The organism is Bradyrhizobium sp. USDA 336 (assembly GCF_044908355.1).
Lineage (GTDB): Bacteria > Pseudomonadota > Alphaproteobacteria > Rhizobiales > Xanthobacteraceae > Bradyrhizobium > Bradyrhizobium yuanmingense.
Genome location: NZ_JBIYDC010000002.1, coordinates 6,854,404 through 6,879,778, shown reverse-complemented (window position 1 = coordinate 6,879,778; position 25,375 = coordinate 6,854,404). Strand labels below are relative to the sequence as shown.

Annotated in this window: 25 protein-coding genes; 9 read left to right on the top strand and 16 right to left on the bottom strand. The window is 64.5% G+C overall.

What is annotated here, in order from left to right:
* Positions 1-103: 103 nt before the first annotated feature.
* The 12 genes from ABIA45_RS33215 to cysG all read right to left on the bottom strand — a co-directional run bounded on the left by ABIA45_RS33215 (position 104) and on the right by cysG (position 11,331).
* Positions 104-892 (bottom strand): 3-hydroxybutyrate dehydrogenase, encoded by a 789-nt coding sequence (locus ABIA45_RS33215; protein ID WP_057028138.1) that lies wholly within the window; start codon positions 890-892, stop codon positions 104-106.
* A gap of 1 nt (position 893) precedes the next feature.
* Positions 894-2,069: a DUF3734 domain-containing protein gene (locus ABIA45_RS33210; protein ID WP_404654860.1), complete on the bottom strand. Its 1,176-nt coding sequence runs from the start codon at positions 2,067-2,069 to the stop codon at positions 894-896.
* Between the two features lie 79 nt (positions 2,070-2,148).
* Positions 2,149-2,652 (bottom strand): CAP domain-containing protein, encoded by a 504-nt coding sequence (locus ABIA45_RS33205; RefSeq protein WP_035998228.1) that lies wholly within the window; start codon positions 2,650-2,652, stop codon positions 2,149-2,151.
* 108 nt (positions 2,653-2,760) lie between these two features.
* A complete protein-coding gene (locus ABIA45_RS33200; RefSeq protein WP_035998225.1) occupies positions 2,761-3,795 on the bottom strand; it encodes a sulfate/molybdate ABC transporter ATP-binding protein in 1,035 nt (344 codons plus the stop codon).
* Positions 3,785-4,696 (bottom strand): sulfate ABC transporter permease subunit CysW, encoded by a 912-nt coding sequence (gene cysW / locus ABIA45_RS33195; protein WP_404654859.1) that lies wholly within the window; start codon positions 4,694-4,696, stop codon positions 3,785-3,787. The genes ABIA45_RS33200 and cysW overlap by 11 nt, the downstream gene beginning before the upstream one ends.
* 9 nt (positions 4,697-4,705) lie before the next feature.
* Positions 4,706-5,542 carry a sulfate ABC transporter permease subunit CysT gene (cysT, locus tag ABIA45_RS33190; RefSeq protein WP_074447692.1) on the bottom strand — a complete coding sequence of 279 codons (837 nt, stop codon included), beginning with the start codon at positions 5,540-5,542 and terminating at the stop codon, positions 4,706-4,708.
* A gap of 37 nt (positions 5,543-5,579) precedes the next feature.
* Entirely contained in the window at positions 5,580-6,593 is a 1,014-nt protein-coding gene (locus ABIA45_RS33185) for a sulfate ABC transporter substrate-binding protein (protein WP_271542859.1), read from the bottom strand.
* 108 nt (positions 6,594-6,701) lie between these two features.
* Positions 6,702-7,427 carry a phosphoadenylyl-sulfate reductase gene (locus ABIA45_RS33180; RefSeq protein WP_271542858.1) on the bottom strand — a complete coding sequence of 242 codons (726 nt, stop codon included), beginning with the start codon at positions 7,425-7,427 and terminating at the stop codon, positions 6,702-6,704.
* On the bottom strand, positions 7,424-7,939 hold the full coding sequence (locus tag ABIA45_RS33175; RefSeq protein ID WP_271542857.1) for a DUF934 domain-containing protein: 516 nt from the start codon (positions 7,937-7,939) through the stop codon (positions 7,424-7,426). Before ABIA45_RS33175 ends, ABIA45_RS33180 begins: the two co-directional genes overlap by 4 nt.
* Positions 7,926-9,581: a nitrite/sulfite reductase gene (locus ABIA45_RS33170; RefSeq protein WP_271542856.1), complete on the bottom strand. Its 1,656-nt coding sequence runs from the start codon at positions 9,579-9,581 to the stop codon at positions 7,926-7,928. The genes ABIA45_RS33175 and ABIA45_RS33170 overlap by 14 nt, the downstream gene beginning before the upstream one ends.
* 11 nt (positions 9,582-9,592) lie before the next feature.
* Positions 9,593-9,910 (bottom strand): DUF2849 domain-containing protein, encoded by a 318-nt coding sequence (locus ABIA45_RS33165; protein WP_035998194.1) that lies wholly within the window; start codon positions 9,908-9,910, stop codon positions 9,593-9,595.
* Positions 9,907-11,331 carry a siroheme synthase CysG gene (gene cysG / locus ABIA45_RS33160; protein WP_404654858.1) on the bottom strand — a complete coding sequence of 475 codons (1,425 nt, stop codon included), beginning with the start codon at positions 11,329-11,331 and terminating at the stop codon, positions 9,907-9,909. Before cysG ends, ABIA45_RS33165 begins: the two co-directional genes overlap by 4 nt.
* Before the next feature lie 244 nt (positions 11,332-11,575).
* Between cysG and cysD the strand changes: the two genes are divergently transcribed.
* The 4 genes from cysD (at position 11,576) to ABIA45_RS33140 (ending at position 17,183) form a co-directional block, all read left to right on the top strand.
* Positions 11,576-12,370 carry a sulfate adenylyltransferase subunit CysD gene (gene cysD, locus ABIA45_RS33155; RefSeq protein ID WP_128264420.1) on the top strand — a complete coding sequence of 265 codons (795 nt, stop codon included), beginning with the start codon at positions 11,576-11,578 and terminating at the stop codon, positions 12,368-12,370.
* 14 nt (positions 12,371-12,384) lie between these two features.
* The gene (gene cysC / locus ABIA45_RS33150; protein ID WP_404654857.1) at positions 12,385-14,301 is read left to right on the top strand and encodes an adenylyl-sulfate kinase; all 1,917 of its coding nucleotides are present in this window, start codon (positions 12,385-12,387) and stop codon (positions 14,299-14,301) included.
* Between the two features lie 339 nt (positions 14,302-14,640).
* The gene (locus tag ABIA45_RS33145) at positions 14,641-16,806 is read left to right on the top strand and encodes a malate synthase G (RefSeq protein ID WP_404654856.1); all 2,166 of its coding nucleotides are present in this window, start codon (positions 14,641-14,643) and stop codon (positions 16,804-16,806) included.
* A gap of 176 nt (positions 16,807-16,982) precedes the next feature.
* Positions 16,983-17,183 carry a CsbD family protein gene (locus ABIA45_RS33140; RefSeq protein WP_008546815.1) on the top strand — a complete coding sequence of 67 codons (201 nt, stop codon included), beginning with the start codon at positions 16,983-16,985 and terminating at the stop codon, positions 17,181-17,183.
* Positions 17,184-17,312: 129 nt separating this feature from the next.
* Here ABIA45_RS33140 and ABIA45_RS33135 read toward each other — a convergent pair whose 3' ends face one another.
* The 3 genes from ABIA45_RS33135 to ABIA45_RS33125 form a co-directional block, all read right to left on the bottom strand.
* Entirely contained in the window at positions 17,313-17,468 is a 156-nt protein-coding gene (locus ABIA45_RS33135; RefSeq protein ID WP_008546817.1) for a Thivi_2564 family membrane protein, read from the bottom strand.
* A gap of 162 nt (positions 17,469-17,630) precedes the next feature.
* The gene (locus ABIA45_RS33130) at positions 17,631-18,281 is read right to left on the bottom strand and encodes a DUF2865 domain-containing protein (RefSeq protein WP_128264269.1); all 651 of its coding nucleotides are present in this window, start codon (positions 18,279-18,281) and stop codon (positions 17,631-17,633) included.
* A 13-nt stretch (positions 18,282-18,294) separates the two neighbouring features.
* A complete protein-coding gene (locus ABIA45_RS33125; RefSeq protein ID WP_275497946.1) occupies positions 18,295-19,095 on the bottom strand; it encodes a L,D-transpeptidase in 801 nt (266 codons plus the stop codon).
* Positions 19,096-19,303: 208 nt separating this feature from the next.
* Here ABIA45_RS33125 and ABIA45_RS33120 point away from each other — a divergent pair, with 208 nt between their 5' ends.
* The 5 genes from ABIA45_RS33120 (at position 19,304) to ABIA45_RS33100 (ending at position 23,427) form a co-directional block, all read left to right on the top strand.
* On the top strand, positions 19,304-20,416 hold the full coding sequence (locus ABIA45_RS33120; RefSeq protein WP_404654855.1) for an AI-2E family transporter: 1,113 nt from the start codon (positions 19,304-19,306) through the stop codon (positions 20,414-20,416).
* A gap of 78 nt (positions 20,417-20,494) precedes the next feature.
* Positions 20,495-20,866, top strand: a complete 372-nt coding sequence (locus tag ABIA45_RS33115) for a YqjD family protein (RefSeq protein ID WP_035998171.1) — start codon at positions 20,495-20,497, stop codon at positions 20,864-20,866.
* 88 nt (positions 20,867-20,954) lie between these two features.
* A complete protein-coding gene (locus ABIA45_RS33110; protein ID WP_057028148.1) occupies positions 20,955-21,410 on the top strand; it encodes a hypothetical protein in 456 nt (151 codons plus the stop codon).
* Positions 21,411-21,578: 168 nt separating this feature from the next.
* Complete coding sequence (locus ABIA45_RS33105; protein WP_275510616.1) at positions 21,579-22,727, top strand: OpgC domain-containing protein; 1,149 nt, start codon at positions 21,579-21,581, stop codon at positions 22,725-22,727.
* Positions 22,728-22,818: 91 nt separating this feature from the next.
* Positions 22,819-23,427 carry a TetR/AcrR family transcriptional regulator gene (locus ABIA45_RS33100; RefSeq protein WP_198399745.1) on the top strand — a complete coding sequence of 203 codons (609 nt, stop codon included), beginning with the start codon at positions 22,819-22,821 and terminating at the stop codon, positions 23,425-23,427.
* On the opposite strand, the gene ABIA45_RS33095 is transcribed toward ABIA45_RS33100, so the two are convergent.
* On the bottom strand, positions 23,424-25,082 hold the full coding sequence (locus ABIA45_RS33095; protein ID WP_225126407.1) for an HWE histidine kinase domain-containing protein: 1,659 nt from the start codon (positions 25,080-25,082) through the stop codon (positions 23,424-23,426). The genes ABIA45_RS33100 and ABIA45_RS33095 overlap by 4 nt on opposite strands.
* Positions 25,083-25,375: the final 293 nt, after the last annotated feature.

Below are 25,375 nucleotides of genomic sequence, written 5' to 3'. Positions count from 1 at the left end.
GGGAAGAGGTGAGACACCCAGTGCCGCTGACGCTGGTCGCGAGCAGCGGAAAATTGGTGGGCACGGCGCAAGAACGCCTTTGCCCACCCTACGGCATCGCCTCTTACTCCGCGGTCCAGCCGCCGTCGATCGAGAGGTTGGTGCCGGTGATCTGGGCGGCGTCGTCGCTGCACAGGAACAGGGCGAGCGCGGCGACCTGCTCGGAGGTGACGAACTCCTTGGTCGGCTGCGCATCGAGCAGCACGTCGTTGATGACCTGCTCGCGCGTCAGATTGCGCGCCTTCATCGTGTCGGGGATCTGCTTCTCGACCAGCGGGGTCCAGACGTAGCCGGGGCTGATGCAGTTGCAGGTGATCTTGTGGGTCGCGACTTCCAGCGCCACGGTCTTGGTGAGGCCGGCGATGCCGTGCTTGGCCGAGACGTAGGCCGACTTGAATGGCGAGGCCACCAGCGAGTGCGCCGACGCCGTGTTGATGATGCGGCCCCAGCCCTTCTTCTTCATACCGGGCACCGCGGCGCGGATGGCGTGGAAGGCCGAGGACAGATTGATCGCGATGATCTGGTCCCATTTCTCCGGCGGGAATTCCTCGATCGGCGAGACGAACTGGATGCCGGCATTGTTGACGAGGATGTCGACCGAGCCGAACGTCTTCTCGCCGAGCGCGATCATGCCGGCGACCTCGGCGGGCTTGGTCATGTCGGCGGGCGAGTAGACCGCCTTGACGCCGAAATCGGATTCGATCTTGGCGCGCTCCTTCTCGATGTCCTCCGGCGAGCCGAAACCGTTGATGACGACGTTGGCACCGGCGCCGGCGAAGGCGCGCGCGTAAGCGAGCCCGATGCCGCTGGTCGATCCGGTCACGACGGCGTTCTTGCCTGACAGAGTACCCATTCTATTCGCTCCTTTTTGCCGGGGGCGCGGTGACGTCCCCCGTGAGATCGTAGGTCACCATGGTCTCGCCGGACTGCGGCCGCTCCAGCCAGTCCTTGTGGCGCATCGACAGATGCACGTCGCGCACGCCGGCTTCCCAATGCTCGACCATGGCAATGTGCGAGAAATCGTAATCCTTGGACGAGGATTCGTAGTTCTTGCTGCGATAGATCAGGTGCACCACGGTGACGGTGCTTTCGCGCGACACTTTCGCCAGGAATTCGACGGAAGGATCATTCTTGAGATAGTCCGGCAATTTGCCGATCAGATCGCGCACGGCCCTGCGGGCGTTGTGCAGCTGCTTGTTCTTGTCGGTGTTCATCCGCGTGCGGCTGGAATAGCGGATGTCCTTTTCGCGCTCGGCCGCCTCCAGCAGCGAGTTCGGCAGTTCGCCCCGCGCGGAAAACAAATCGACCTGAAAGATCAGCATGTCGCGTTCGACCTCGGCATCGAGCACGTAGTCGAGCGGAGTGTTGGAGGCGATGCCGCCGTCCCAATAATGCTCGCCGTCGATGACGACGGAGGGAAAGCCCGGCGGCAGCGCGCCGGAGGCCATGATGTGCTCGGGGCCGATCTTCTTGCCGAGCTTCTTGCACGCGTAATTGTCGAAATATCTGAAATTGCCCGAGGTGACGCCGACCGCGCCGACCGACAGGCGTGTCTTCAGATCGTTGATGCGGTCGAAATCGACGAGACGTTCCAGCGTCTTCTTCAGCGGCGAGGTATCGTAATAGCTTTCGGCCTCGGGATGCCCCGGCGGCCACAGCGGCGCCGGCGGAATGCGTGGCGTGAAGAAGCCGGGCACGCCGAACGTCGCAATCAGCGCGGCACTGGTGGAATTGAACAGCTCGCGGCTGCGGTCGCTCTTGCCGACCGGCTTCCACGGCACCGGGGCCGACACCATTTCCCAAAATTCCTTGAGCCGCTCGACGCGGGTGTGCCCCTCGTTGCCGGCGATGATGGCGGCATTGACCGCGCCGATCGAGATGCCGGCGACCCATTCCGGATCGAAGCCGTAGCCACACAGCGCCTGGAAGGCGCCAGCCTGGTACGAGCCGAGCGCGCCGCCGCCCTGGAGGACCAGGACGCGTTGCGCATTCGTGGGGATTGTTGCGGTTTCCGGACTATGATCGCTCATGCGGGAACAATAGCAAAAGGCTGGCCACCGTGGCGACACTCCGCCGCGACGTCAATGCATACCCGGGATCAAGTCTGGCTTATCGAGGCTCGGTGGAGGCCAGGATCATGGTCCAGAACACCTTGTATTTGGTTCCTGGAGCATAGCTCGCCGCGATGCCTAATTTTGTGACACCGCTCTTGAGCATGTTGGCGCGGTGCGGAGGCGAGTCGCGCCAGCCGGAAAACGCTTCCGCCAGCGTATGATAGCCGGCGGAGATGTTCTCGACCGCCACGGTGGCGGGATAACCGCCAGAGGCCAGACGCTTGGCGAGCGGCGCGCGGACGTCGTGGTCCATCTTGTTGGCCGCCGCCATCGCGCCCGATTGGGATTCGGCGAGCCGAGTCAAATCCGGGTCGACCACGACCGTACCGAGCCCGTTGTTCTGGCGGTATTGCGAGATCATGATCGCAGCTGCCTGGACGTCGAGCTTGGAGCCCGGGACCGCCATGTCGGCATACATCGACGGCTGCTGGACCGGAGCTTCGTTGCCGGCACAGCCGGCAAGCAGCAACATGATGAGAATTGCGGCCGCAGCGCGCATGAATCGGGGCCCCCAAATGAGGGGCTGTTGTTGCATACCAACAATGGCTGAAAGGTGAATTTTGAAGAGAATTTGAGCCGTCATTCCGGGGGCGGAATGACGACGGGCCTAGCCCGCAAAAATTCGGTAGCGGCGCGGATTGAGGCCGATCGTGTCGCCGGCACGCAGTTCCTTGTCGCGGGGGGCGTCGATCTCGATGGTCTCGCCGCCGGACAGGGCTACTTCCGCCCGCTGCACCGGGCCGAAATTACGGACGTGCTGGACCGCGCCCTCGAAGGCGCCGCTGCCGGGCGGGCCGACCAGCATGTCATGTCGCCGCACGAACAGCTTCGACGCGCCAGGCGCAAGCCCATCGGCCGCCAGATCGAGCTGCCGGTCGCCGAGCCGGATCGCACCATCGCCGATCTGGATCGGCAGCACGATGGATTCGCCGATGAAGCCGTGCACGAACGCCGTCGCCGGATTGTCGTAGACATCGTCGGGCGAGCCGATCTGCTCGATCCGTCCCTTGTCCATCACCACGACGCGGTTGGCGACTTCCAGCGCCTCCTCCTGGTCGTGCGTGACGAAGATCGAGGTGACGTGGATCTCGTGATGCAGCGAGCGCAGCCATTTGCGCAGCTCCTTGCGCACCTTGGCGTCGAGCGCGCCGAAGGGTTCGTCGAGCAGCAGAATGCGCGGCTCGATCGCAAGCGCACGGGCGAGCGCGATGCGCTGACGCTGGCCGCCGGAAAGCTGGCTCGGATAGCGGTCGGCGAGCCAGTCGAGCTGCACCAGATCGAGCAGCTCCTTGACGCGCGAGCGGATAGCAGCCTCATCCTTTCGGACCGCGCGCGGCTGCACGCGGAGGCCAAAGGCAACGTTCTCGAACACCGTCATGTGGCGGAACAGCGCATAGTGCTGGAACACGAATCCGACGTGGCGCTCGCGGGCTCCTTGCGCCAGCGCGTCCTCACCGTTGAAGGAGACTTCGCCTGAGTCCGGCCAGTCGAGGCCGGCGATGATCCGCAGCAAGGTAGTCTTGCCGGAGCCGGACGGGCCGAGCAGCGCCAGCAGCTCACCGTCATTAACCTTGAGATCGACGCCGTCGAGGGCTGCAAAACTGCCGAATTTCTTGACGAGATTCTTGACTTCAATGGTCACTGGCGTCTTGTCCTTCGTCGAGATGACGTTCGAGAACGGTTTTTGCGATCAGCGTGATCAGCGCCAGCATTGCGAGCAGCGAGGCGATCGCGAAAGCGGCGACGAACTGGTATTCGTTGTAGAGGATCTCGACCAAGAGCGGCATGGTGTTGGTCTCGCCGCGGATGTGGCCGGAGACGACGGAGACCGCACCGAACTCGCCCATCGCGCGCGCGTTGCAGAGCAGGACGCCGTAGAGCACGCCCCATTTGATGTTGGGCAGGGTGACGCGGAAGAAGGTCTGCAGGCCGGAGGCGCCGAGCGAGATCGCGGCCTCCTCCTCCTGCGTGCCCTGCTCCTGCATCAGGGGGATCAGCGCGCGCGCCACGAAGGGGAAGGTTACGAAGGTGGTGGCGAGCGCGATGCCGGGGACCGCGAACAGGATCTGGATGTCGTGCTCGCGCAGCCAACTGCCGAAATAGCCTTGCGCGCCGAACAATAGCACGAAGACGAGGCCCGAGATCACCGGGCTGACCGAGAACGGCAGGTCGATCAGCGTGATCAGGAAGGTCTTGCCCGGAAACTCGAATTTTGCAATCGCCCAGGCGGCGACGAGGCCGAACACCAGATTGAGCCCGACCGAGATCGCCGCGACGATCAACGTCAGCTTGATCGCCGCCATCGCCTCCGGCTCGGCGAGCGCGGCGAAATAGGCGAGGATGCCGCGCGAAAATGCCTGCGCGAACACGACGACCAGCGGCAGCACGACGAAGACGGTGAGAAACAGCAACGCCAGCGTGATGATGATGATACGGACAGCGCGCGGCTCGGTGCGCAAATTGTTCCGCGCCGCCGCCGCGTGCGCGCGTGCCTGCGAGTCGGAGGCCGAGAGCGACACGGAATCTGCGATCTGCATCGTCATGGTCCGCCCTCAGCGCGCCGGGATCCGGCTCTGCGCCCAGCGCTGGAGCCGATTGACCGCGAAGATGATGACGAAGGAGACGACCAGCATGACCACCGCAATCGCGGTCGCATCGGCGTAACGGAATTCGGACAGGCGTATCACGATCAAGAGCGGCGCGATCTCGGAGACGTTGGGCAGATTGCCGGCGATGAAGATCACCGAGCCGTATTCACCGACCGCGCGGGCGAAGGCGAGCGCGAGGCCCGTGAGCAGCGCCGGCGCGAGCGAAGGCAGGATCACGCGAACGATGGTCTGCAAGCGGCTGGCCCCCAGGCTGCCCGCGGCCTCCTCGATTTCAGGGTCGAGATCCTGCAGCACCGGCTGCACGGTGCGGACAACGAAGGGAATGCCGATGAAGATCATAGCGACGAAGATGCCGACCGGCGTGAACGCCACCTTGAGGCCGAGCGCGGCGAGCGGCGCACCCAACCAGCCCTTCTCGGCGAACAGCGCCGTCAGCGCGACGCCGGCCACCGCCGTCGGCAGCGCAAACGGCACGTCGACGATGGCATCGAAAATGCGGCGGCCGGGGAAGCGGTAGCGGACCAGCGCCCAGACGATGATGCTGCCCATCACCAGATTGACGCAAGCCGCCGCAAAGGCGAGGCCGAACGAGACGCGGAGCGCGTTCAGGGTGCGGCGGCTGGAGAGGATGTTCCAGAACTGCTCGGGGCTGAGCTCGAGCGATCTCAGGAACAGGCCGGCGAGTGGAATCAGGATGATCACGGACAGCCAGGAAAGCGTCAGTCCCATGGTGAGACCGAAGCCCGGCAATGTCCGGCGTCGTGCTGCGAGTGCGCTCACCAGGCCCCCTGCTAAAGCCCCCTACGACAGCGCCCGATCAGTTCTTGTAAATCTGATCGAAAACGCCGCCGTCTGCAAAATGTTCCTTCTGTGCCTTGGTCCAGCCGCCGAAGACGTCGTCGATCGTGAACAGCTCGACCTTGGCGAAGGAATTTTCATACTTTTTGGCGGTCTCGGCATCGCGCGGACGGTAGAAATTGCGCGCGGCGATCTCCTGCCCTTCCTTGGTGTACCAGTATTGAAGGTAGGCGTCAGCCGCATTGCGGGTGCCCTTTTTGTCGGCAACCTTGTCCACGATCGCGACCGGCGGCTCGGCGAGGATCGACTGCGGCGGTGCAACGATCTCGAACTTGTTCGCACCGAATTCCTTCAGGGCCAGGAACGCCTCGTTCTCCCACGCGAGCAGCACGTCACCGACGCCGCGCTCGACAAAGGTCACAGTGGCGCCCCGGGCGCCGGTATCGAGCACCGGCACCTGCTGGAAGAGCTTCCCGACGAAGTCCTTGGCCTTGTCGGTCGAACCGTATTTCTTCTGCGCAAAGCCCCAGGCGGCCAGATAATTCCAGCGCGCGCCGCCCGACGTCTTCGGGTTCGGCGTGATGACGGCGACGCCCGGCTTGATCAGATCGTCCCAGTCCTTGATGCCCTTGGGATTGCCCTTGCGCACCAGGAAAACGATGGTCGAGGTATAGGGTGATGAATTCTGCGGCAGCCGCTTCTGCCAATCCGCCGCGGTAAGGCGCTTGTTCGCGATGGCGTCGATGTCATAGGCGAGCGCAAGCGTCACCACATCGGCCTGCAAGCCGTCGATCACCGCGCGTGCTTGCGAGCCGCTGCCGCCGTGCGACTGCTTGATCTCGACGCTCTTGCCGGTTTCCTTCTGGTAGGCGCTCGCGAACGCCTTGTTGAACTCGACATAGAGCTCGCGCGTCGGATCGTACGACACGTTCAGCAGATTGATGTCGGCGGCCAGAGCCGAGCCTGCCCAGAGCCCCGTCGCGAGCAATCCTGCGGCGAGCGGAACGATACGGCGCATCATGTCCATCTCCATTCACCTCGACGACATCGGCGTCGTCGACGGCAGGCATAACTCCTGGCGAAACGCTCTTGTGTCAACGGAACCCGATTTTCTTGTTCGCTAGCTCGCAGCGTGACTGTGCTACGAAGTCTTCATCGTATGGATGCCGCATTCTGTCTTGGCCCGGCCGCGCCACCGGCCGGCGCGTGCATCCTCACCTTCAGTCGTTCTGCTGGTGCAAGGCATGCACCCAACCGACAGGAATCCTGACACAACCAGAGGGTGCCGCGGCAATTTGGCGCGGGTGAAGATCGCCTCGATCTCCTCGCGCGAGACGTTGGCGAAGGGATTGAACTTCAGCCGCGCGCCGTCGTCCTCGACGACCGGAATGTCGGCGCGCGCATTGCCCTGAAAGCGCTTGCGGCCGTTGAGCCAGGCGTCGAACGGCTTCAGCGCACGCGCCAGCGGCTCGACCTTGCGGATCCGGCAGCAGGCGTCGGGATCGGAGAACCAGAGGTCGCGGTCGGGATCTTCGCGCAACAGCGTCTCCTCGGCCGGCTTGATCGAGCGAACGTCCTTCAGGCCCAGCGTCGCAATCAGCGTATCGCGATAAGCCAGCGTCTCCTCAAACAACCAGCCGGTGTCGAGAAAGATCACGGGGATTGCGGGATCGACATCCGACATGACCTTCAACAGCGTCGCCGATTCCGTGCCGAAGGACGACACCAGCGCAAGCTTCTCGCGCCCGACCGTCTTCAGCGCCGCGGCAATGACCTCCGCGGGCGAGGCATCGCGCAAGGCGCGATCGAGCTCGTCCGCCGAAGGTAGCGCAGACACGGGCGAAACCTGAGGCGCGATCGCGTTCACGTGCCGACCCCTTCGGAATGGCGCAGCTGCATGCGCCGGTGCAGCGCGGTGATGCGGCCATCGCCGGTCGGCTGGTAGAACACCGAATAGCGCTTGGCGGTCTGCATGAAGGCCTCCGCGTCGGCCTGCTTCTTGACTTCGAAGGCATCGAAGCCGGCGCGCAGCATGAACACGAACTGGTCGCGCAGCACCTGACCGGTCGCGCGCAATTCGCCGCGATAATTGTAACGTTCGCGCAGCAGCCGCGCCTGACTGTAGGCGCGCCCGTCACGGAAGGTCGGGAACACCAGCGCGACGGCGGCGATCTGGCCGAGATACGGCACGAGTTCGGCGATGTCGCGATTGTTGGGCCAGATCACGCCGACCTTTCCGGCGCGCTTGAGCAAGCCCTCGGCCTCGCCGAGGAAGCGCTCGGCGGGCACCAGGATGTCGCCGCCCTCGGGCAGCGGCGTGTCGACGGCGAGCTTGACGAAGCTGTCGTCCGTGATCTTTCCGCCATTAACGAGTGGCATAGACGCGCTCCTTGAAGGGTTCGACGCCGAGGCGCTTCACCGTGTCCATGAACAGCTCTTCAGGCCGCTCGCGCAGCGCCAGATAGGCTTCCACGATGTCCTCGACCACGTCGGCGACCTCGTCGAACTTGACGCCGGGACCGATCAGGGTGCCGAGCGCGGCGTTCTCGTCGGCACGGCCGCCGATGGTGATCTGGTAGACCTCCTCGCCGTTCTTCTCGACGCCGAGAATGCCGATATGGCCGACATGGTGATGGCCGCAGGCATTGATGCAGCCGGAGATGTTGATGTGCAGGCGGCCGATCAGGTTGGCGAGCTCGTGATTGGCGAAGCGCCGCGTCAGCTCCTGCGCGATCGGGATCGAGCGCGCATTCGCCAGCGAGCAATAATCGAGCCCGGGGCAAGCGATGATGTCGGTGATCAGGTTGACGTTGGGCGTCGCCAGCCCGAGCTTGTCGAGCGCCTTCCACAGCGCCGGCAGGTCGCGCTTGGCGACGTGCGGCAGCGCCAGGTTCTGCTCATGGCCGACGCGGATCTCGCCGAAGGAATATTTGTCGGCAAGATCTGCCAGCGCGTCCATCTGCTCGGCGGTGGCATCGCCCGGAGGCCCGCCGGCCGGCTTCAGCGAGATCGTGACGATGGAGTAACCCTGCACCTTGTGCGGGGCCACCGAGTTCTTGCGCCATGCCTCGAAATCGGGGTCGGCCGCGGCCTGCCGCAGCTCGTCCGGCATGTGCGGCAGCTTCTCGTAGGCAGGATAGGTGAAGCGCGAGCGGATGTCCTCGATCACCTCGTCGTCGATCTGGAGCGAGGAGTTGCGAATGTGCTGCCACTCGTCCTCGACCTCGCGCGAGAATTTCTCGATGCCGAGCTCGTGGACCAGGATCTTGATGCGCGCCTTGTAGATGTTGTCCCGGCGGCCGTACTGATTGTAGACGCGTAAGATCGCCTCGATGTAGCTGAGGATGTCGCGGCCGTGCACGAAGTGCTTGATGGTCTTGGCGATGAACGGCGTGCGGCCGAGACCGCCGCCGACCAGCACCTCGAAACCGGTCTCGCCCTTCTCGTTCTTGATCAAGCGCAGGCCGATGTCATGGATCTTGATCGCGGCGCGGTCGTGGTCCGAGGCGGTGATCGCGATCTTGAACTTGCGCGGCAGGAACGAGAATTCCGGATGCAGCGTGGTGTGCTGGCGGATCAGCTCCGACCAGATGCGGGGGTCCTCGATCTCGCCCGGCGCGACGCCGGCCCACTGATCCGAGGTGACGTTGCGCATGTTGTTGCCGGAGGTCTGCATCGCGTGGATGCCGACCTTGGCGAGGTCTTCGAGTGCATCCGGGAGTTCGGCAAGCTTGATCCAGTTGAACTGGATATTCTGCCGCGTGGTGAAGTGGCCGTAGCCGCGATCGTATTTGCGCGCGACATGGGCGAGCGCCCGCATCTGGTTCGTCGCCAGCGTGCCATAGGGGATCGCGACGCGGAACATATAAGCGTGCAGCTGCAGATAGACGCCGTTCTGCAGCCGCAGAATTTTGAACTCGTCCTCGGTGAGCTCGCCGGACAGGCGCCGCTTCACCTGGTCGCGGAACTCCGAGACGCGCTCGTTGACGAGCGTGCGGTCGATTTCGTCGTAAGCATACATAAGTGGGCGCCTTAAACCTGGGCCGGCTGTCCGATGGTGACGCCGGTGCGGCGAATCTGCTCGCGCAGATTGCCGGGCTGGACCTTGCCATCGTCGCCGATCTGCACCGGCGCGATATAGGGGCCGATGGCGCCGACGTCATCGGCCACGGCTTCCGCAAGCAACGCCTTGGCCTCGTCGGAGTTGCGCACGATCGCGGCTTCCGACAGCTCGGCGGACCAGCTCTTGGCGGCGGTGCGGTAGACCACGATGCCGTCCCAGGTACGGTTGGCGGTCACGACCGAGGGGCCGGCGATACGAATCTTCTTTTGTTCGAGCGGAGAGGTCATTCGGCTGCATCCAATAGGTCAGAGATGATTTGTTTGGGTGTCTGGCGGCGAAGCGAGCCGGCATGCCGGACCACGTCGCCGATGATGAGGATGGCGGGACCGCCATGGATCTGCCGCACCAGTTCCGGCAGATCGCGCAGCGTGCCAATTGCGCCTTGCGCATCCGGCCGCGTGACGCGGGCGAACACGCCGACCGGCGTCTCCGGCGAGCGGCCGGCCGCGAACAAGCCTGCGCGCACGGCGGGCGCTGCGGTCATGCCCATGTAGACCACGACCGTCATCCTCGTGTCGGTCAGCGTCGACCAATCCACGTTCTCGGCATCGCGGGCCTTGTGTGCGGTGAGGAAGGTGATGCGGGTCGCTTCGTGACGATAAGTGAGCGGCACCTCGAAATCGGCGGCGGCGCCGAGCCCTGCGGTAATGCCGGGAATGATCGAATAGGCGACGCCGGCGGCGCGCAGCGCTTCCACCTCTTCGCCGCCGCGGCCGAACACGAAGGAATCGCCGCCCTTCAGCCGCACGACACGCTGGCCCGATTGCGCGGCCTCGATCATGCGCTTGTTGATGGCGTCCTGACCGATGCCGGGCTTGCCGACGCGGCGGCCGACCGGAACGCGCGTGGTGTCGCGGCGAATGCGGTCGAGAATCTCGGGCGAGACCAGCTCGTCATGGAAGACGATGTCGGCGTCCTGCAGCGCGCGCAGCGCCTTGATGGTGAGCAGATCGGGATCGCCGGGGCCGGCGCCGACCAGTGCGACGGAGCCTTCCGGCTTGTCGGCGCGCGCGAATGCGGTGGGATCGGAGATCGCCTTGAGCGATGCATCGGCTTCGCTGTTGCGGCCGGCGAGCACGGCGGCGCCGATCGGACCGTCGATGACGCGCTCCCAGAAGCGGCGGCGCAGCGGAAACTCGGCGATGCGCTCGTTGATCGACTTGCGGAAGGTGCCAATGAACTCGGCGAGCTCGCCGATGCGCGCCGGCAGCAGCGCCTCGATCTTCTCGCGCACGCGCCGCGCCACCACCGGGGAGGTGCCGCCGGTGCCGACCGCGACCACGACATCGCCGCGATCGACGATGGCCGGAAAGATGAAGCTGGAATGCTCGAGGTCGTCCATGACGTTGACGGGCAGGCCAGCCGCCTTGGCGCGAGCCGACATGGCGACACCGACATCGCCTGCGCCCGCACAGACGACGGCGATGACGCCGGAAAGATCCGCCGTGAGCGGATCGCCCGCCGCGATCTCGATGCGCGCTCCGTCTTCGGAGCCCAAGCCGAGGTCATGATTGCCATCGATCGCATGCACGCGCAGGCGCGCGCCGGCAGCGGCGAGCACGCGCAGCTTGGCGCGCAAAAGCTCGCCCGCCCCGATGAGGACCACCGGGCCGGCCTTGAGATCGAGAAACACCGGCAAGAACCGCATGTGATACTCGCTTCCCCACAAACGGGGTTGACTGGAATTATTTTCTATATATGTCTCGTTTCTAGCGCGCAAAGAGAAAATTTTTTCTTCTCTTGCGCACTGCAACTATAGAATTTTCGCCTCCAAACGCAAAGTGGCAGAGATGCATCTTCTCAAGGACGATTCCGCTGCTGATCGACTGAGCAATCCGGCGCTGGCTGAGCGCGTGCGCGCCCACGAATTTTCTGCCGAACTTGCCCCGAGCATGGACCATCTCGACCAGCTCGAAGCGCAGAGCATCTACATCTTCCGTGAGGCCTTTGCCCGGCTGAAGAAGATTGCCCTGTTGTGGTCGCTCGGCAAGGACTCCAACGTCATGATCTGGCTGGCGCGGAAAGCCTTCTTCGGCAAGATGCCGTTCCCGGCCCTTCACGTCGATACTGGCAAGAAGTTTCCGGAGATGTATCGCTTCCGCGATCATTACGGCAAGGAATGGGATCTCGATCTGCGCGTCGAGCCCTGCCCGCCGATCGATGCCGTCGACCCAACGTTGCCGCCGGCCGCCCGGTCCGCCGCGCGCAAGACCGAGGGCCTCAAGATGGCGCTCGCCAAGTATGGCTTCGACGGCCTGATCGCCGGTATCCGCCGCGACGAGGAAGCGACGCGCGCCAAGGAGCGGGTGTTCTCGCCGCGCGGCTTGGAGGGCAATTGGGACGTGCGCGACCAGCCGCCGGAGTTCTGGGATCATTTCAACGCCTCGCCGCCGCAAGGCGCGCATCTGCGCATCCATCCCATCCTGCATTGGACCGAGGCCGACATCTGGGCCTACACCAAGCGCGAGAACATCCCGATCATTCCGCTGTACCTCGCCAAGGACGGCAAGCGTTATCGCTCGCTGGGTGACCAGGACATCACCAATCCGGTTGCCTCGAACGCTGCGAGCATCGACGAGATCCTGATCGAGCTCGAGCAGACCAAAGTGCCGGAGCGCTCGGGCCGCGCACTCGACCACGAGACCGAGGACGCCTTCGAGCGCCTTCGCGTCGCCGGCTATCTCTGATCAAGGACGCGGCCATGAACATGATCGTCACGTCAGCCTCGCCCGGCACGCCGAACGGCACCACGCGTCCCCAGGTCCGCATTGTCATCGTCGGCCATGTCGACCACGGCAAGTCGACCCTGGTCGGCCGCCTCCTGCATGAAACCGGCAGCCTGCCCGAGGGCAAGCTCGAAATGCTCAAGGCCGTCAGCGCGCGGCGCGGCATGCCGTTCGAATGGTCGTTCCTGCTCGACGCGCTGCAGACCGAGCGCGACCAGGGCATCACCATCGACACCACGCAGATCCGCTTCCGCACCAATTCGCGCGACATCGTGCTGATCGATGCGCCCGGTCACGCCGAATTCCTCCGCAACATGATCACCGGCGCCTCGCAGGCCGACGGTGCGGTGCTGATCATCGACGCGCTGGAGGGCGTGCGCGACCAGACCAGGCGGCACGGCTATCTCCTGCATCTGCTCGGGGTGAAGCAGGTCGCGGTCGTCGTCAACAAGATGGACCGCGTCGATTTCTCCGCCGCACGCTTCAAGGACATCAGCGACGAGATCTCCGCGCATCTGAACGGCCTCGGCGTGACGCCCACGGCCGTGATCCCGATTTCCGCGCGTGACGGCGACGGCGTCGCAATGCGCACCGACCGCATCTCTTGGTACAAGGGACCGACCGTGGTCGAGGCGCTTGATCACCTTGAGCCGGCGCGTCCGCTGGAAGCGCTGGCGCTGCGGCTCCCGGTGCAGGCGATCTACAAGTTCGATGATCGCCGCATCGTCGCCGGCCGCATCGAATCCGGCAGCCTGATTGCGGGCGACGAGATCGTGATCATGCCGGCCGGTAAGATCGCCAAGATCAAGACGGTCGAGAGCTGGCCGGCGACGCCGGTAGCGGGCCGTCAGGGCGCCGGCCGCTCGGTCGGCATCACGCTCGACCGTGAATTGTTCGTCGAGCGCGGCGACATCATCGCACATGCCGGCACTGCGCCGCGCGAGACGCGGCGGCTCCGCGCGCGCATCTTCTGGCTGCACGACAAGCCGCTCGCCAAGGGCGACCAGCTTTTGGTGCGGTCGGGGCCAAAGGAAAGCCGCGCCACCGTGGTCGCCATCGAGAAGGCGGTCGATCCCGGCGAGCTCTCGAGCAGCGAGAACAAGGCGATCGGCCGCAACCATGTCGGCGAGATCGACATCTCCCTGTCCAATCCGATCGCGACCGATCCCTACACCGAAAATCCGCGCACCGGCCGCCTCGTGATCGAGGTGTCCGGGCGCATCGCCGGCGGTGGCCTGGTGCTGTCGGTCGATGCCGGTCAGCGTGCCGTGCCTGTCGACATCGTGCCGGTGGAATCGGCGCTGCGTAGCGATGAGCGCTCGGCCCGCTACCGCCACAATGGCGCCGTGGTCTGGCTCACCGGCCTGCCGGCCTCCGGCAAGTCGACGCTGGCGCGGGCGCTGGAGCGGCGCCTGTTCACCAATGGCGGCTCGCCGATCCTGCTCGATGGCGACACGCTGCGCGCCGGGCTCAACAGCGATCTCGGCTTCTCCGCCACTGATCGCAGCGAGAACATCCGCCGCCTCGCCGAGGTCGCGACGCATCTCGCCCGCAACGGCCACATCGCCATCGTCGCGGCGGTCTCGCCCGCGCGCGAAGATCGCGCCGCCGCGCGTCGCATCGCCGACACCGTGTTTCGCGAGATCCATGTCGCGACGCCCGCCGAGGTGTGCGAGGAGCGCGATCCCAAGGGCCATTACAAGAAAGCCCGCGCCGGCGCACTCGCCTCGTTCACTGGCATTGGCAACGACTACGAGAAGCCTGAGGCCGCCGAGCTCGTGATCGATACGTCGAAGCGAACGGTTGCGGAAGCGGCCGACGAGATCGAGCAGATGCTGAAGGCATCAGGCGTGCTGTTCGACGAGCTCGTGGACCTCGCTGCGAATATTTGAGGCCTCCCTAGTCGTCGCCCGGCTCGGCCAGGCGACCCATTATTCCAGAGACAGCGTAGAAGCCGCAGCGTACTGGATTCCCCGCTTGCCGCCTTCGCTAAAGCTTCGGCGCCCCTAGAGCTCAACCTCGGCGAAGCCTTAGCGTAGCCGGGTCGCGGGGAATGACACCGGTGCGTGGGGCCTTCCCCTCTCCTTGACATTTTGACAAGCCCCCGGGGGTCTTCTCACGGCCTCTTTTTTGGGGCTAATAGGTCCGGAAAGCTGCCCCGCGCGGGCGCATTTTGCTGCTGTCGGGTCAAAAGCAGCCAAAAACAGCCATTTCCAACAAGAAAGCCCATCATGAAACGCGTCGACGCCCACGGATTGAAGATCGCCCCTGTTCTGTTTGACTTCATCGCCAAGGAAGCGGCCCCGAAAACCGGGATCGCGCCGGATGCGTTCTGGGCTGGGCTCGCCGCCATCATTAAGGAGCTCGGGCCGAAGAACCGTGAGCTGCTCGCATTCCGCGACAATCTGCAGGCCAAGATCGACGACTGGCACCGCGCCAACAAAGGCAAGGCGTTCGACCTCGATGCCTATACCGCCTTCCTAAAGGAGATCGGCTATCTCGTCCCGGAGCCGGCGACGCAGAAGGTCGAGACCGCCAATGTCGACGAGGAGATCGGCAAGATCTGCGGCCCGCAGCTCGTCGTGCCGCTCACCAATGCGCGCTACGCGCTGAACGCGGCGAACGCACGCTGGGGCTCGCTCTATGATGCCTTCTACGGTACCGATGCGATTCCGCATGATCCGTCCGAGAGCGGCAAGGGCTACAACAAGGCGCGCGGCGACAAGGTGATCGCCAAGGCCAAGGCGTTCCTCGATAACGCCGTGCCGCTCGCAACCGGCAGCCACACCGACGTGACCGGCTATAGCGTCGTCGCGAGCCAGCTCGCAGTGAAGCTGAAGAGCGGCAACGCCACCGCGCTGAAGAATGCCGCGCAGTTCGCGGGCTTCCAGGGTGATCCAGCCGCGCCGAGCGCCGTGCTGCTCGTCAACAACGGCCTGCATATCGAGGTCAAGATCGACCGCAGCAGCGCGATCGGCAAGGACGATCCGGCCGGCGTCGCCGACATGATCATGGAGGCTGCGGTCTCCACCATTCTGGACATGGAGGACTCGGTCACCGCTGTCGATGCCGAGGACAAGGTGCTGGTCTACCGCAACACGCTCGGCCTGATGAACGGCACGTTGTCGGCCGATTTCGAGAAGGGCGGCAAGACGCTGACGCGTTCGCTCAATTCCGACCGCCTCTACAAGACGCCGGACGGCAAGGGCGAGCTCAAGTTGCACGGCCGCAGCCTGCTGTTGATGCGCAATTGCGGTCACCACATGTTCACCGACGCCGTGCTCGACGAGAAGGGCGAAGAGGTTCCGGAAGGCCTGTTGGACGCCGCCGTCTCGGGCCTGCTCGCGATCCACGACCTCAAGGGCCATTCCAAGGTCAAGAACAGCCGCACCGGTTCTGCCTACATCGTCAAGCCGAAGATGCACGGCCCGGACGAGGTCTCGCTGACCTGCGAGATCTTCGACCGCGTCGAGAAGGTGCTCGGCCTGCCCGAGAACACGCTCAAGGTCGGCATCATGGACGAGGAGCGACGCACCACCGTCAACCTCAAGGCCTGCATCCAGCGCGCCTCCAAGCGCATCATGTTCATCAACACCGGCTTCCTCGACCGCACCGGCGACGAGATCCACACCTCGATGGAAGCGGGCCCGATGATCCGCAAGAATGAGATGAAGGCGCAGGCCTGGATCAAGGCCTATGAGGACTGGAACGTCGACATGGGCCTGACCTGTGGCCTGCCCGGCCACGCCCAGATCGGCAAGGGCATGTGGGCCGCCCCCGACAAGATGGCGGACATGCTGGTGCAGAAGCTCGGCCATCCGCAGGCCGGCGCCACCACCGCCTGGGTGCCCTCGCCGACCGCGGCGACGCTGCACGCGCTGCACTACCACCAGGTCAACGTGATCGCGCGCCAAGAGGAGCTCGCCAAGGGCGGACCGCGCGCAAAACTGTCCGACATCCTCACGATTCCGGTGTCGAAGTCGAACTGGGCGCCCGATGACGTCAGGCAGGAGATCGACAACAATTGCCAGGGCATTCTGGGCTATGTCGTGCGCTGGATCGACCAGGGCGTCGGCTGCTCCAAGGTGCCCGACATTCACGATGTCGGCCTGATGGAAGACCGCGCCACCTTGCGCATTTCCAGCCAGCACCTTGCCAACTGGCTGCATCAGGGCGTCATCACCGAGGCCCAAGTGATGGAATCGCTCAAGCGCATGGCCGTCGTCGTCGACAAGCAGAACGCGGGTGATCCCATCTATAAGCCGATGGCACCCGCCTTTGACGGCGTCGCCTTCAAGGCCGCCTGCGACCTCATCTTCAAGGGGCGCGAGCAGCCGAACGGCTACACCGAATACATCCTCACCGCGCGCCGCCGCGAGGCCAAGGCTCTTGCATAAAGAGGCTCTTGGATAGAGAGGCGCTTGGATAAGCGCGCTCGGCTGAGCAAAGTCACGGGAACATCGAAAGCCCCGGCCGAGCCCGGGGCTTTTTGTTGGGCGAAACGTCCCGCTGTGTCACGGAACAGGCTGCGTGCGCCTTGCGTTGTCGGGCCATCAACCAACGGGAGATGGTCATGGACTGGAATCGGATCGAAGGAAACTGGAAGCAGTTCAAGGGATCGGCCAAGGAGAAATGGGGCAAGCTCACTGACGACGACCTCCAACTGATCGAGGGCCGCCGCGAGCAGCTTGAGGGCCGGTTGCAGGAGCGTTACGGCAAGGCCAAGGACCAGGTCCGTCAGGATGTCGACGACTGGCTGAAGTCGCTGCACTGAAGCAGCACGAACGAAGCCCCGGCGAAAGCCGGGGCTTTTGATTTGAGGTGTAGCCCCGGATGGCGTGAAGTGCGATCCGGGACCTTCGTTGCGGCCCGGATACCGCTTCGCTTGTCCGGGCTGCGATTGCTAGAACACCGCCAGGTATTTCAGCAGCGAAACAATGCCGATGATGATGACGATGACGCGCGCGATCTGCTTGGCGCGGCCGTCCATTGGCAGCATGTTGATGAGATAAAGCACAAGAATGACGACGAGAAAGGTGACGAGTACGCCGACCAGCATCGCGAGGCCCCCTTCAGGCAATTGCTACGCTGTTCTAACGCGCTGCACCCAAGCCGGTTCCATCTCGGAAACCCTGCCGCGCGATCTCATGAGGCCTCCGCGGCAGGCCAATCCGGCATTTGCCGTCCGACAAGGTTCGGAGGCCGACAGATGCGGCGCTCCCTACTCTTTCGCCACCACGGGGACCTGGCGGAATCTCGCGCGCACTGAATCCGGCAGCGGCGAGAAATTCATCGCAACGCCCCGGCGGTCGTTGGCATTGCGGCTGGCGACCACTAAACCATTGGCGCCGGCGACGATATCCCCCTTGCGCAGGGTCGGATCGTCCTCGACCTTGACGGATGCGAGCCCCACCGGGTCCTTGCCGTTGCAGGTGCAACCCGCGACGATCTCATTGCGATAGCGGTATGCGTTGGGCAGATCCGAATAGGATTTTCCCTTCTCCGTCGTGGCATCGTCGATGTTGCCGCCGTAGACCAGCGAGGTTTCCGAGGCAGGGCAGAAACTCTTGCAAGATTGCGCCTTGCTCTCCGCATCATTGCCTTGTGCCGGGAAGTAGCGACCGTCGCAGCTGCGCACGCAATAGGCGGTGCCGCCGCCGTAGGACGCGCGCTGGCGTGGCGCCTCATAGCGCGGCATATCGTCGGTGGGGAAAGGCATCCGGATTTCCGGCGGCGGCCGCATCCGAAAGCCGCCGAACAGGCCCGAGAAGAAATCCTGCGCATGCGCCGACGGCGCCATTGCCAGCCCGCTGGAGACGACGACGACAATCGCCGCTCCGCCCGCCAGTTTGTCAATCAGCCGTCTCGCCATAGGACCTCGCAGACTAATTCACGGCCGACGTGGTCATGTTCAGCGCCTGCCGACCCGAAGGCAGCGTCGTCACGGCCGGACGCTTGCGCACGGGATCACCTCCCTTCGCCATTAGCGGCACGTTCTTCGGCAGCACCACGACCTTGGCTCCGACATTGACGCGGCTGTACAGATCCATGACGTCCTCGTTGGTCATGCGGATGCAGCCGGACGAGACGAACTTGCCGATGGTGGAGGGATCGTTGGTACCGTGGATGCGGTATTGGCTCGAGCCGAGATACATCGCGCGCGCACCGAGCGGGTTGCCGGGCCCGCCGGCGACGAAGCGCGGCAGATAGGGCTGGCGCGCGATCATCTCGGCCGGCGGATGCCAGTCCGGCCACTCGGCCTTGCGGCTGACGCTTTGCACGCCCGACCAGGTAAAACCCTCGCGGCCGACGCCGACGCCGTAGCGGATCGCGCGGCCGCCTCCGAGCACGTAATAGAGATAGGTGCTGTTGGTATCGATGACGATCGTACCGGCCGGCTCGCTCCGGTCGAAGCCGACGATCTGCCTGCGCAGCCGGTCGGGCAATTGGGCATCCTCATCGGCGACCTGCGGCGCCTCGTTGATGTCATCCTGCGAATAGCCTTGGTCCTGCAAGTATTGGCCCTGCGAGTAAAGGTCCTGCGGGTACACCCGCTGCATCGGCGCATAGCCGAAGGTTTGCGCGCTCGCGGTGCCCACCGGCACTGCGAGAAGAGCGGTTGCGAAGGCGAACGCGCCGACGGCGCGCGGCGAGAAGCTGCGACGGACTGCAAACAACTTTGTCATGAGCTGCCCCGTTGGATGTGCATCAGGTGATGCGCTGCCTCAACAAACTCCGCCGGGTCGATCGAAGTTCCGGCGCAGCGTGCGGCAGCGACGTCACAGTCAAGCGAGCACCTGTTCACGAGGCCGCGATGGAACCAGCCCGCCGCCCAAGCATTAGTCAGGTCATCAATGGGCGCGCGGATCACGGATTCCGTGCGGGAGAGAGATTGTGCGCGTCCTACCCAGTGAACGTTTGATTTCCGGCAACAGCGAAGGCGATCCGTTTCCCGAGAGCCATGTCGAGCTGCCGCCGGTTATCCGCCGCACTGAATTCGTTGCGTTCGCGCTGGCCGGGCTGTTGCTGATCGCCATCGTCGCCGTGCTCTATGTCGGCCGGGCGTTCTTCCTGCCGGTTGTGATGGCGTTCGTCATCGGGACCATGCTGTCTCCGGCGGCCACCTTCCTGGAGCGAAGCAAGGTCCCACGCAGTGTCGGCGCCGTGCTGATCGTGGTCGCAGTGAGCGCGGTGGTCGCTTTCGCCGTCGCGTTGATCGCTTCGCCAGTCATGGCGTGGAGCACGCGCCTGCCGGAGCTCGGCGCGCAATTGAAGGACAAGCTGCACGTATTCGACCGGCCGCTTGCGCTCTGGCGGGAGCTGCAAGCCATGCTCGGCGGCTCGGAGGGATTGCCGAGCCTCCACATGCCCAAGATCGAGTGGGTGCAGCCGACGCTGGAATTCCTGTCACCGACCTTTACCGAATTCCTGCTGTTCTTCGTCACCCTGATCCTGTTCATCGCAAGCTGGCGCGACCTGCGGCGGGCCATGATCATGACCTTCAGCAATCATGACGCGCGGCTGCGCACGCTCCGGATCCTCAACGAGATCGAGGTCCATCTCGGCAATTATCTGCTGACCGTCACCCTCATCAATGTCGGCGTCGGCGTCGCCACCGGCCTGATCTGCGCGCTCACCGGAATGCCCAATCCGGCCGGGCTCGGCGCACTGGCGGCCACGCTCAACTTCATCCCGATCATCGGGCCCGTGGCGATGTTCGTGGTGCTGGTCGTGGTCGGGCTGATCGCCTTCCCGACCCTCGGCGGCGGCCTGATGGCCGCGCTCGCCTTCGGTGGCCTCACCTTTCTCGAGGGTCACTTCATCACGCCGACGATCATCGGGCGGCGGCTCGCCCTGAACGCGCTCGCCGTGCTGCTCGCGCTCGCGTTCTGGACCTGGCTGTGGGGGCCGATGGGCGCGTTCCTGTCGTCGCCGCTCCTGATCGTCGCGCTGATCCTGAAGGACCACCTGCTGCCGGAGAATTCGCCGCAGCTGCCGCAAGCCTGACCGGTTTCAGCGAACGGAACTTACCCGGCGACGAAACGTTCTCCGCCCATCTCAGCCGTCAACAGTTCGGAGCTCCCGATGTCCACGCCCAATGCCGAAGCCGGGATGAGAGACTGGACCGACAAAGCCACCCGAGACCGCCTCGAAAAGGATGTAGCAGCCGTGAAAAGCGATATCGCCGCCCTCACCGACCAGATCACCGACGCGCTCAATACTTTCGCAAACTCCACCAGCAAGCAGGCTCGCCGCGGCTATCGCCAGGCGCGCGAGAACATGGACTCCGCGATGGACGACATGTCCGAGCGCGGCAGCGCGATGATGGAAGCCGCACATGACGCCTACGGCTCGATCGAGGAGACGCTGGAAGAGGCGATCACGCAGCGGCCGCTGGCGACCGTCGGGCTGGCGCTCGGCATCGGCTTCCTGATCGGCGTCGCCTGGCGTCGCTAAGGATGTCGACGCCCATTTGATACGGCGGCGGCACGCCGCCGCTGCCGGCTCGTGACCATTCGGCTGGCGGGGATTGAGGAGCAAGGTCATGTTTCAGCGCATCATCGACGGCATCAGCGCATCAACCGGCACGACGGTTCGGCTGACCTCCCTTGCCGCGGGCGCTGCCTTCGCGCTGCTCGTGACCACAGGCTTCCTCTGTGCCGCCGTCTTCATTTGGGTGCTGCAGAAATATGGCCCGGTGCAGGCTTGTCTTGCCGGCGCCGGCATCTTCTTTCTGTTGACCTTGGCCGCGGCAGGCTCCTATTGGAGCTACAAGCGCGAGGTGCAGAAGCGCGCCCAGATCGCGGCCGAGCGCGCCGCGAAATCGGCCGCGCAGAGCATGCTTGCAGACCCGATGCTCCTCGCCACCGGGCTCCAAATCGTTCGTGCCATCGGCGTCAAGCGGCTGCTGCCGATTCTGGCGATCGGGGGCGTTGCCCTTGGCATCCTGGCGAGCCGCGCCGGCGTGTCCGACGAGGTGTCGGCCGAACCCGCCGAGTAAAGGTCCGGCATTATAATTACTGCGCGCGCATCTATCTGCATTTCATGGAGCAAGCGGCACATTTGACGCCGTTTGGCGCGGTTCTTCCCCGCTCACGCAAACGCTACTCGGACGAGCAGGCGGTTGCCGTTAAAAGCATCATCCTGATTCCCAAAGCTATTTTGCTCAATGAAACCGTCCGTCAAGGCGAACCTCGCCGCATTCCAGCATGATGCCAGGCTCTATCTGACGCTCGGCATCGCCAATTGGTCCATATTCGTCGACCATATTCCCAACAACGTCGTCAACCTGCTGACGCTGCGCAATTTCGGCTTCAGCGGCGCGGCGGACCTGTTCGTGTTCGTGGTAGGGTATGGGGTTGCCATCATCCATGGCAGGATGGCGCTGGAACGCGGCTACCTGGTCGCGGCGACGCGCATCTTTCGCCGGGTCTGGCGGCTCTATGCCGCCTATGTCGTGCTGTTCGTGATCTATATCGATGCCATCGCCTATGTCGCCAGGCAATCGATGGCGCCGGAGATCATCCACCAATACAACATCTCCGGAATTCTCGAGCACCCGCTGCGCATCCTTGTCCGCGGTCTCGTGCTCCAGGAAGAGCCGCTGAACCTCGACCTGCTGCAGCTGATGGTCCCGCTGATGGCGTTGTTTCCGTTGGTGCTGTGGGGCCTGCTGCGAGGACCGAACCTGACGCTGGCAGCATCGGTCGCGCTGTATCTCGCCGCACGCTGGTTCGACTGGAATTTTCGGATCTATCCCGACGGAGAATGGACCTTCAATCCGCTGTGCTGGCAGATGCTGATGGTGCTGGGCGGCTGGTTCGCCGTGACGGGGGCGCCGGGCCGTGCGCTGCATGGCATGTCCTGGCTGCGGATCCTCGCCGGCGCCTACCTGGTCTTCGCGATGGCCGTCACCTTGATGCGCCATTCGCCGGCGCTGTCCGCTTACCTGCCCGATCTACTCCTCAACAGCATCGCTCCGACCGACAAGGAAAACCTCGCTCCCTATCGGGTGGTCCACTTCCTCGCCCTCGCGTTCATTGCCACCCATCTCATTCCGGCGGATCACCCCGGCCTGAGATGGAAACCGCTGCAAGCGGTGATCGCATGTGGTGAGGAATGGCTCGCGGTATTCTGCGTCGCCGTGTTCCTATCCTTCGCTGGCCACCTCATCCTAATCACCGGGCCGAACCTGGTGGTGATGCAGGTGGCGGTGAGCATCACCGGCTTCGCGGCGATGACCGGGCTCGCCTACTACATCGCCTGGTCGAAACGGCAGGATCTGCCGGCAGCCCTGCGGCAGCGGGCCCGGAGCTGAGCGCTTCTCGCGACGAATCGTGCGATTCTGCTAGGCCGAATGGCGCCCCTGCGCTATGCCGGGACCCTGCGTGAGGAGACCGGGCGTGGCGATGGCGAAAGACGGGCGTGAAGAGGCGGAGCGCGCGCCCCGGCGCGGCCGGCCAAGGTCGATCGAGACCACCAACGCCATCCTCGAAAGTGCCTATGCGCTGATGGCGGCCACCGGCCTTGCCGCCACCACCATCGATGCGATCGCACGGCACTCCAGCGTGTCCAAGATGACGATCTACAAATGGTGGCCGTCGCGGGAAGCGCTATTGATCGACGCCTTCCTCCACCATGCGTCGCAGATGCTGCCGCTGCCGCCCGCGAGCGCCGGCACGCCCGCGGCGCGCGCGCGGCGCCACGCCGCTGCCTATGCCGAGGCGCTGCAGGGCGAGTTCGGCAAGGTCCAGCTCGCCGTCGTCTCCGAATGCATCTCCAAGACCGGGTCGGCCGAGCTGTTCTACGCCCGGTACCTGCAATTCCGCCGCGACGCGCTGGTGGACATGATCGCCGCCGGCCAGAAGGACGGCAGCATTCAGGCCGAGGGTCCCCCCGAGAATCTATACGACGCGATCTATGGCAGCCTGTTCTACCGCTATATCTTCGGCATCGCGCCGATCACACCCGGCTACGCGCGCAGCCTCGTCGATCTGGTGTTACGGCCGAAGGGCTAGCTTCGCACCGGCCTGACCGGCGCCGAGATTTTATCCGTGCGGTCGCGCTCGGTCATGTCGACCACCGTCTCCATCGGCGCGGTCAATTCATAGACGTAGGAGACGTCGGTGAAGAAGCGCTTGGCGGTCCCCCCCAGCGCCTCGGGCGCGACACGGTCGAGCAAGATCAGGCCGAAATCGGAATCGGGCCGGCGCGTCGCCTCGCTGGTGTTGAACTCCTCCCAGCGGAAATGGAAGACCTCATCGCCCTCCTCGCCGGTCACCGTCCAGTTCGCGGTGATGTGCGGATGCTTGCCGACCAGCGACAGGCCCTCGTCGGAATGCGAGGCGAGCTCGAAAAACAGCAGCGACAGGCTTTGTGCGGCACGCGCGCTGACCGCGATGTCGGGGCCGGTGACGGCGATGCGATCGGCATGCGGAATCGCGCGCGCCTCGAACAGGCCCTTCAACTTGACACCCTGCCACTGGCTCTCGCTGAGCAGCGACACCACGTTGGACATGGCGTGGATGCGCCCGATCAGGAGCTCGCGCGCGATGTCGATGTCCGAGCCGTGACGCAAGGTGCGCGTCACGATCGACTGGATCACCGCCAGGATGTTCTTGACGCGGTGGTTGAGCTCGTCGATCACCGCGGTCAACCGCCGCTCGAAGCCGATCCTGACCTGGATCTCCCGGCTGAGCCGCAGATTGTTGTAGGCGACGTAACCGAACAGGCCGCACACCATTGCGGTGATGGCAAAACCGATCGCCGCTACGATGATGGCGGTCTGCTCGGCGCGGCGCACCGAATTGGTCTTCGCGTAATAGCCGAGCTGCCAATCGCGGCCACCGAAGCTCACCGTGCGCGTCGCCGACGGCGCCCCGTCCGCCGCCGCGATCCGCGTCGAGACCACGCCCTGATCATTGGCGATCAGCTCGCCGCCGTCCTTGCGCGGATCCCTGAGCGCCACCGCGAACAGCGACATGTCGTCATTGGCCAGCATCAGCGAGGCGAGCTCGTAGGAAAATGTGACGAAGCCGGCCGGCTCCGTCGCACCCTCGGGAACGACTGGCGCGGCCACGATGATGCCGATCGGACCGTTTCCGCGGATCAACGGCACCGGGTCGGAGGCAACCGACCTCTTTTGGGCGCGCGCCCGCGTGAGCATCGCGCTGCGAACCGGATCCTGATCGTAGCTGCGGCCGGGCAAGGCCGTGGTCTCGTTGCTGCGCGGCTCGAGATCCAACAGCACGTCGATCGGCTGGGTGACATCGGCAGGATTGATCGGCTTGTCGTCAAACGAGCGGATCTGCGGATTCGGGAAGCCGGCGCTGGCGATGGCGGCTTGCGCGTCCGCAAGCTCGTTCGGCTTCAGCCGGGCGATCCAGCCGGCCACCACAAAGTCGGTCTTGAAGGCGTAGATCGCCGAGCGCAGCGGCTCCAGCATGTTCGGCTTGATCACCGACGGCGCGCGGAACAGGCCCGAGGCGACACGCGCGAGCAGCTCCCGCTCGGTCAGGCGGTCCTGAACCAGGCTCGCATGCACGTCGATCGCACGCGCCAGCGCGATCCGGTCCAGTGCCAGCTCCTGGTCGTGGACGCGATAAGCCGCAAGCCCGGAGAGCAAGGCCCCGAGCAGAGCGATGAAGCCGATGATGAAACCCAGCCTGACCACGCGATTACTCAGGCGAAAGCAGGAAGTCGGCAATGAACACGGAGCACATGAACGCCGCTCGAACGGCCAGAGGCCGAAGCAGGGTAAATCCCAGTGGCGGAGATAATGAAGGAGGAGGCATCAGTACGCAACTTGGGTCGCCTGGAAAGCTTAATCCGTCCGGCCGATGGTCTGGCCGGGATGAATTCGCCCCGGGCGCCGGAGGTAGTTAATCGCCTTGTCCGAAATTTGTTCCGCGGGTTGCGGCACGGCCCAGGCGTTACGGCGAAAAACGCCTGCGCCAACTGGTCGCG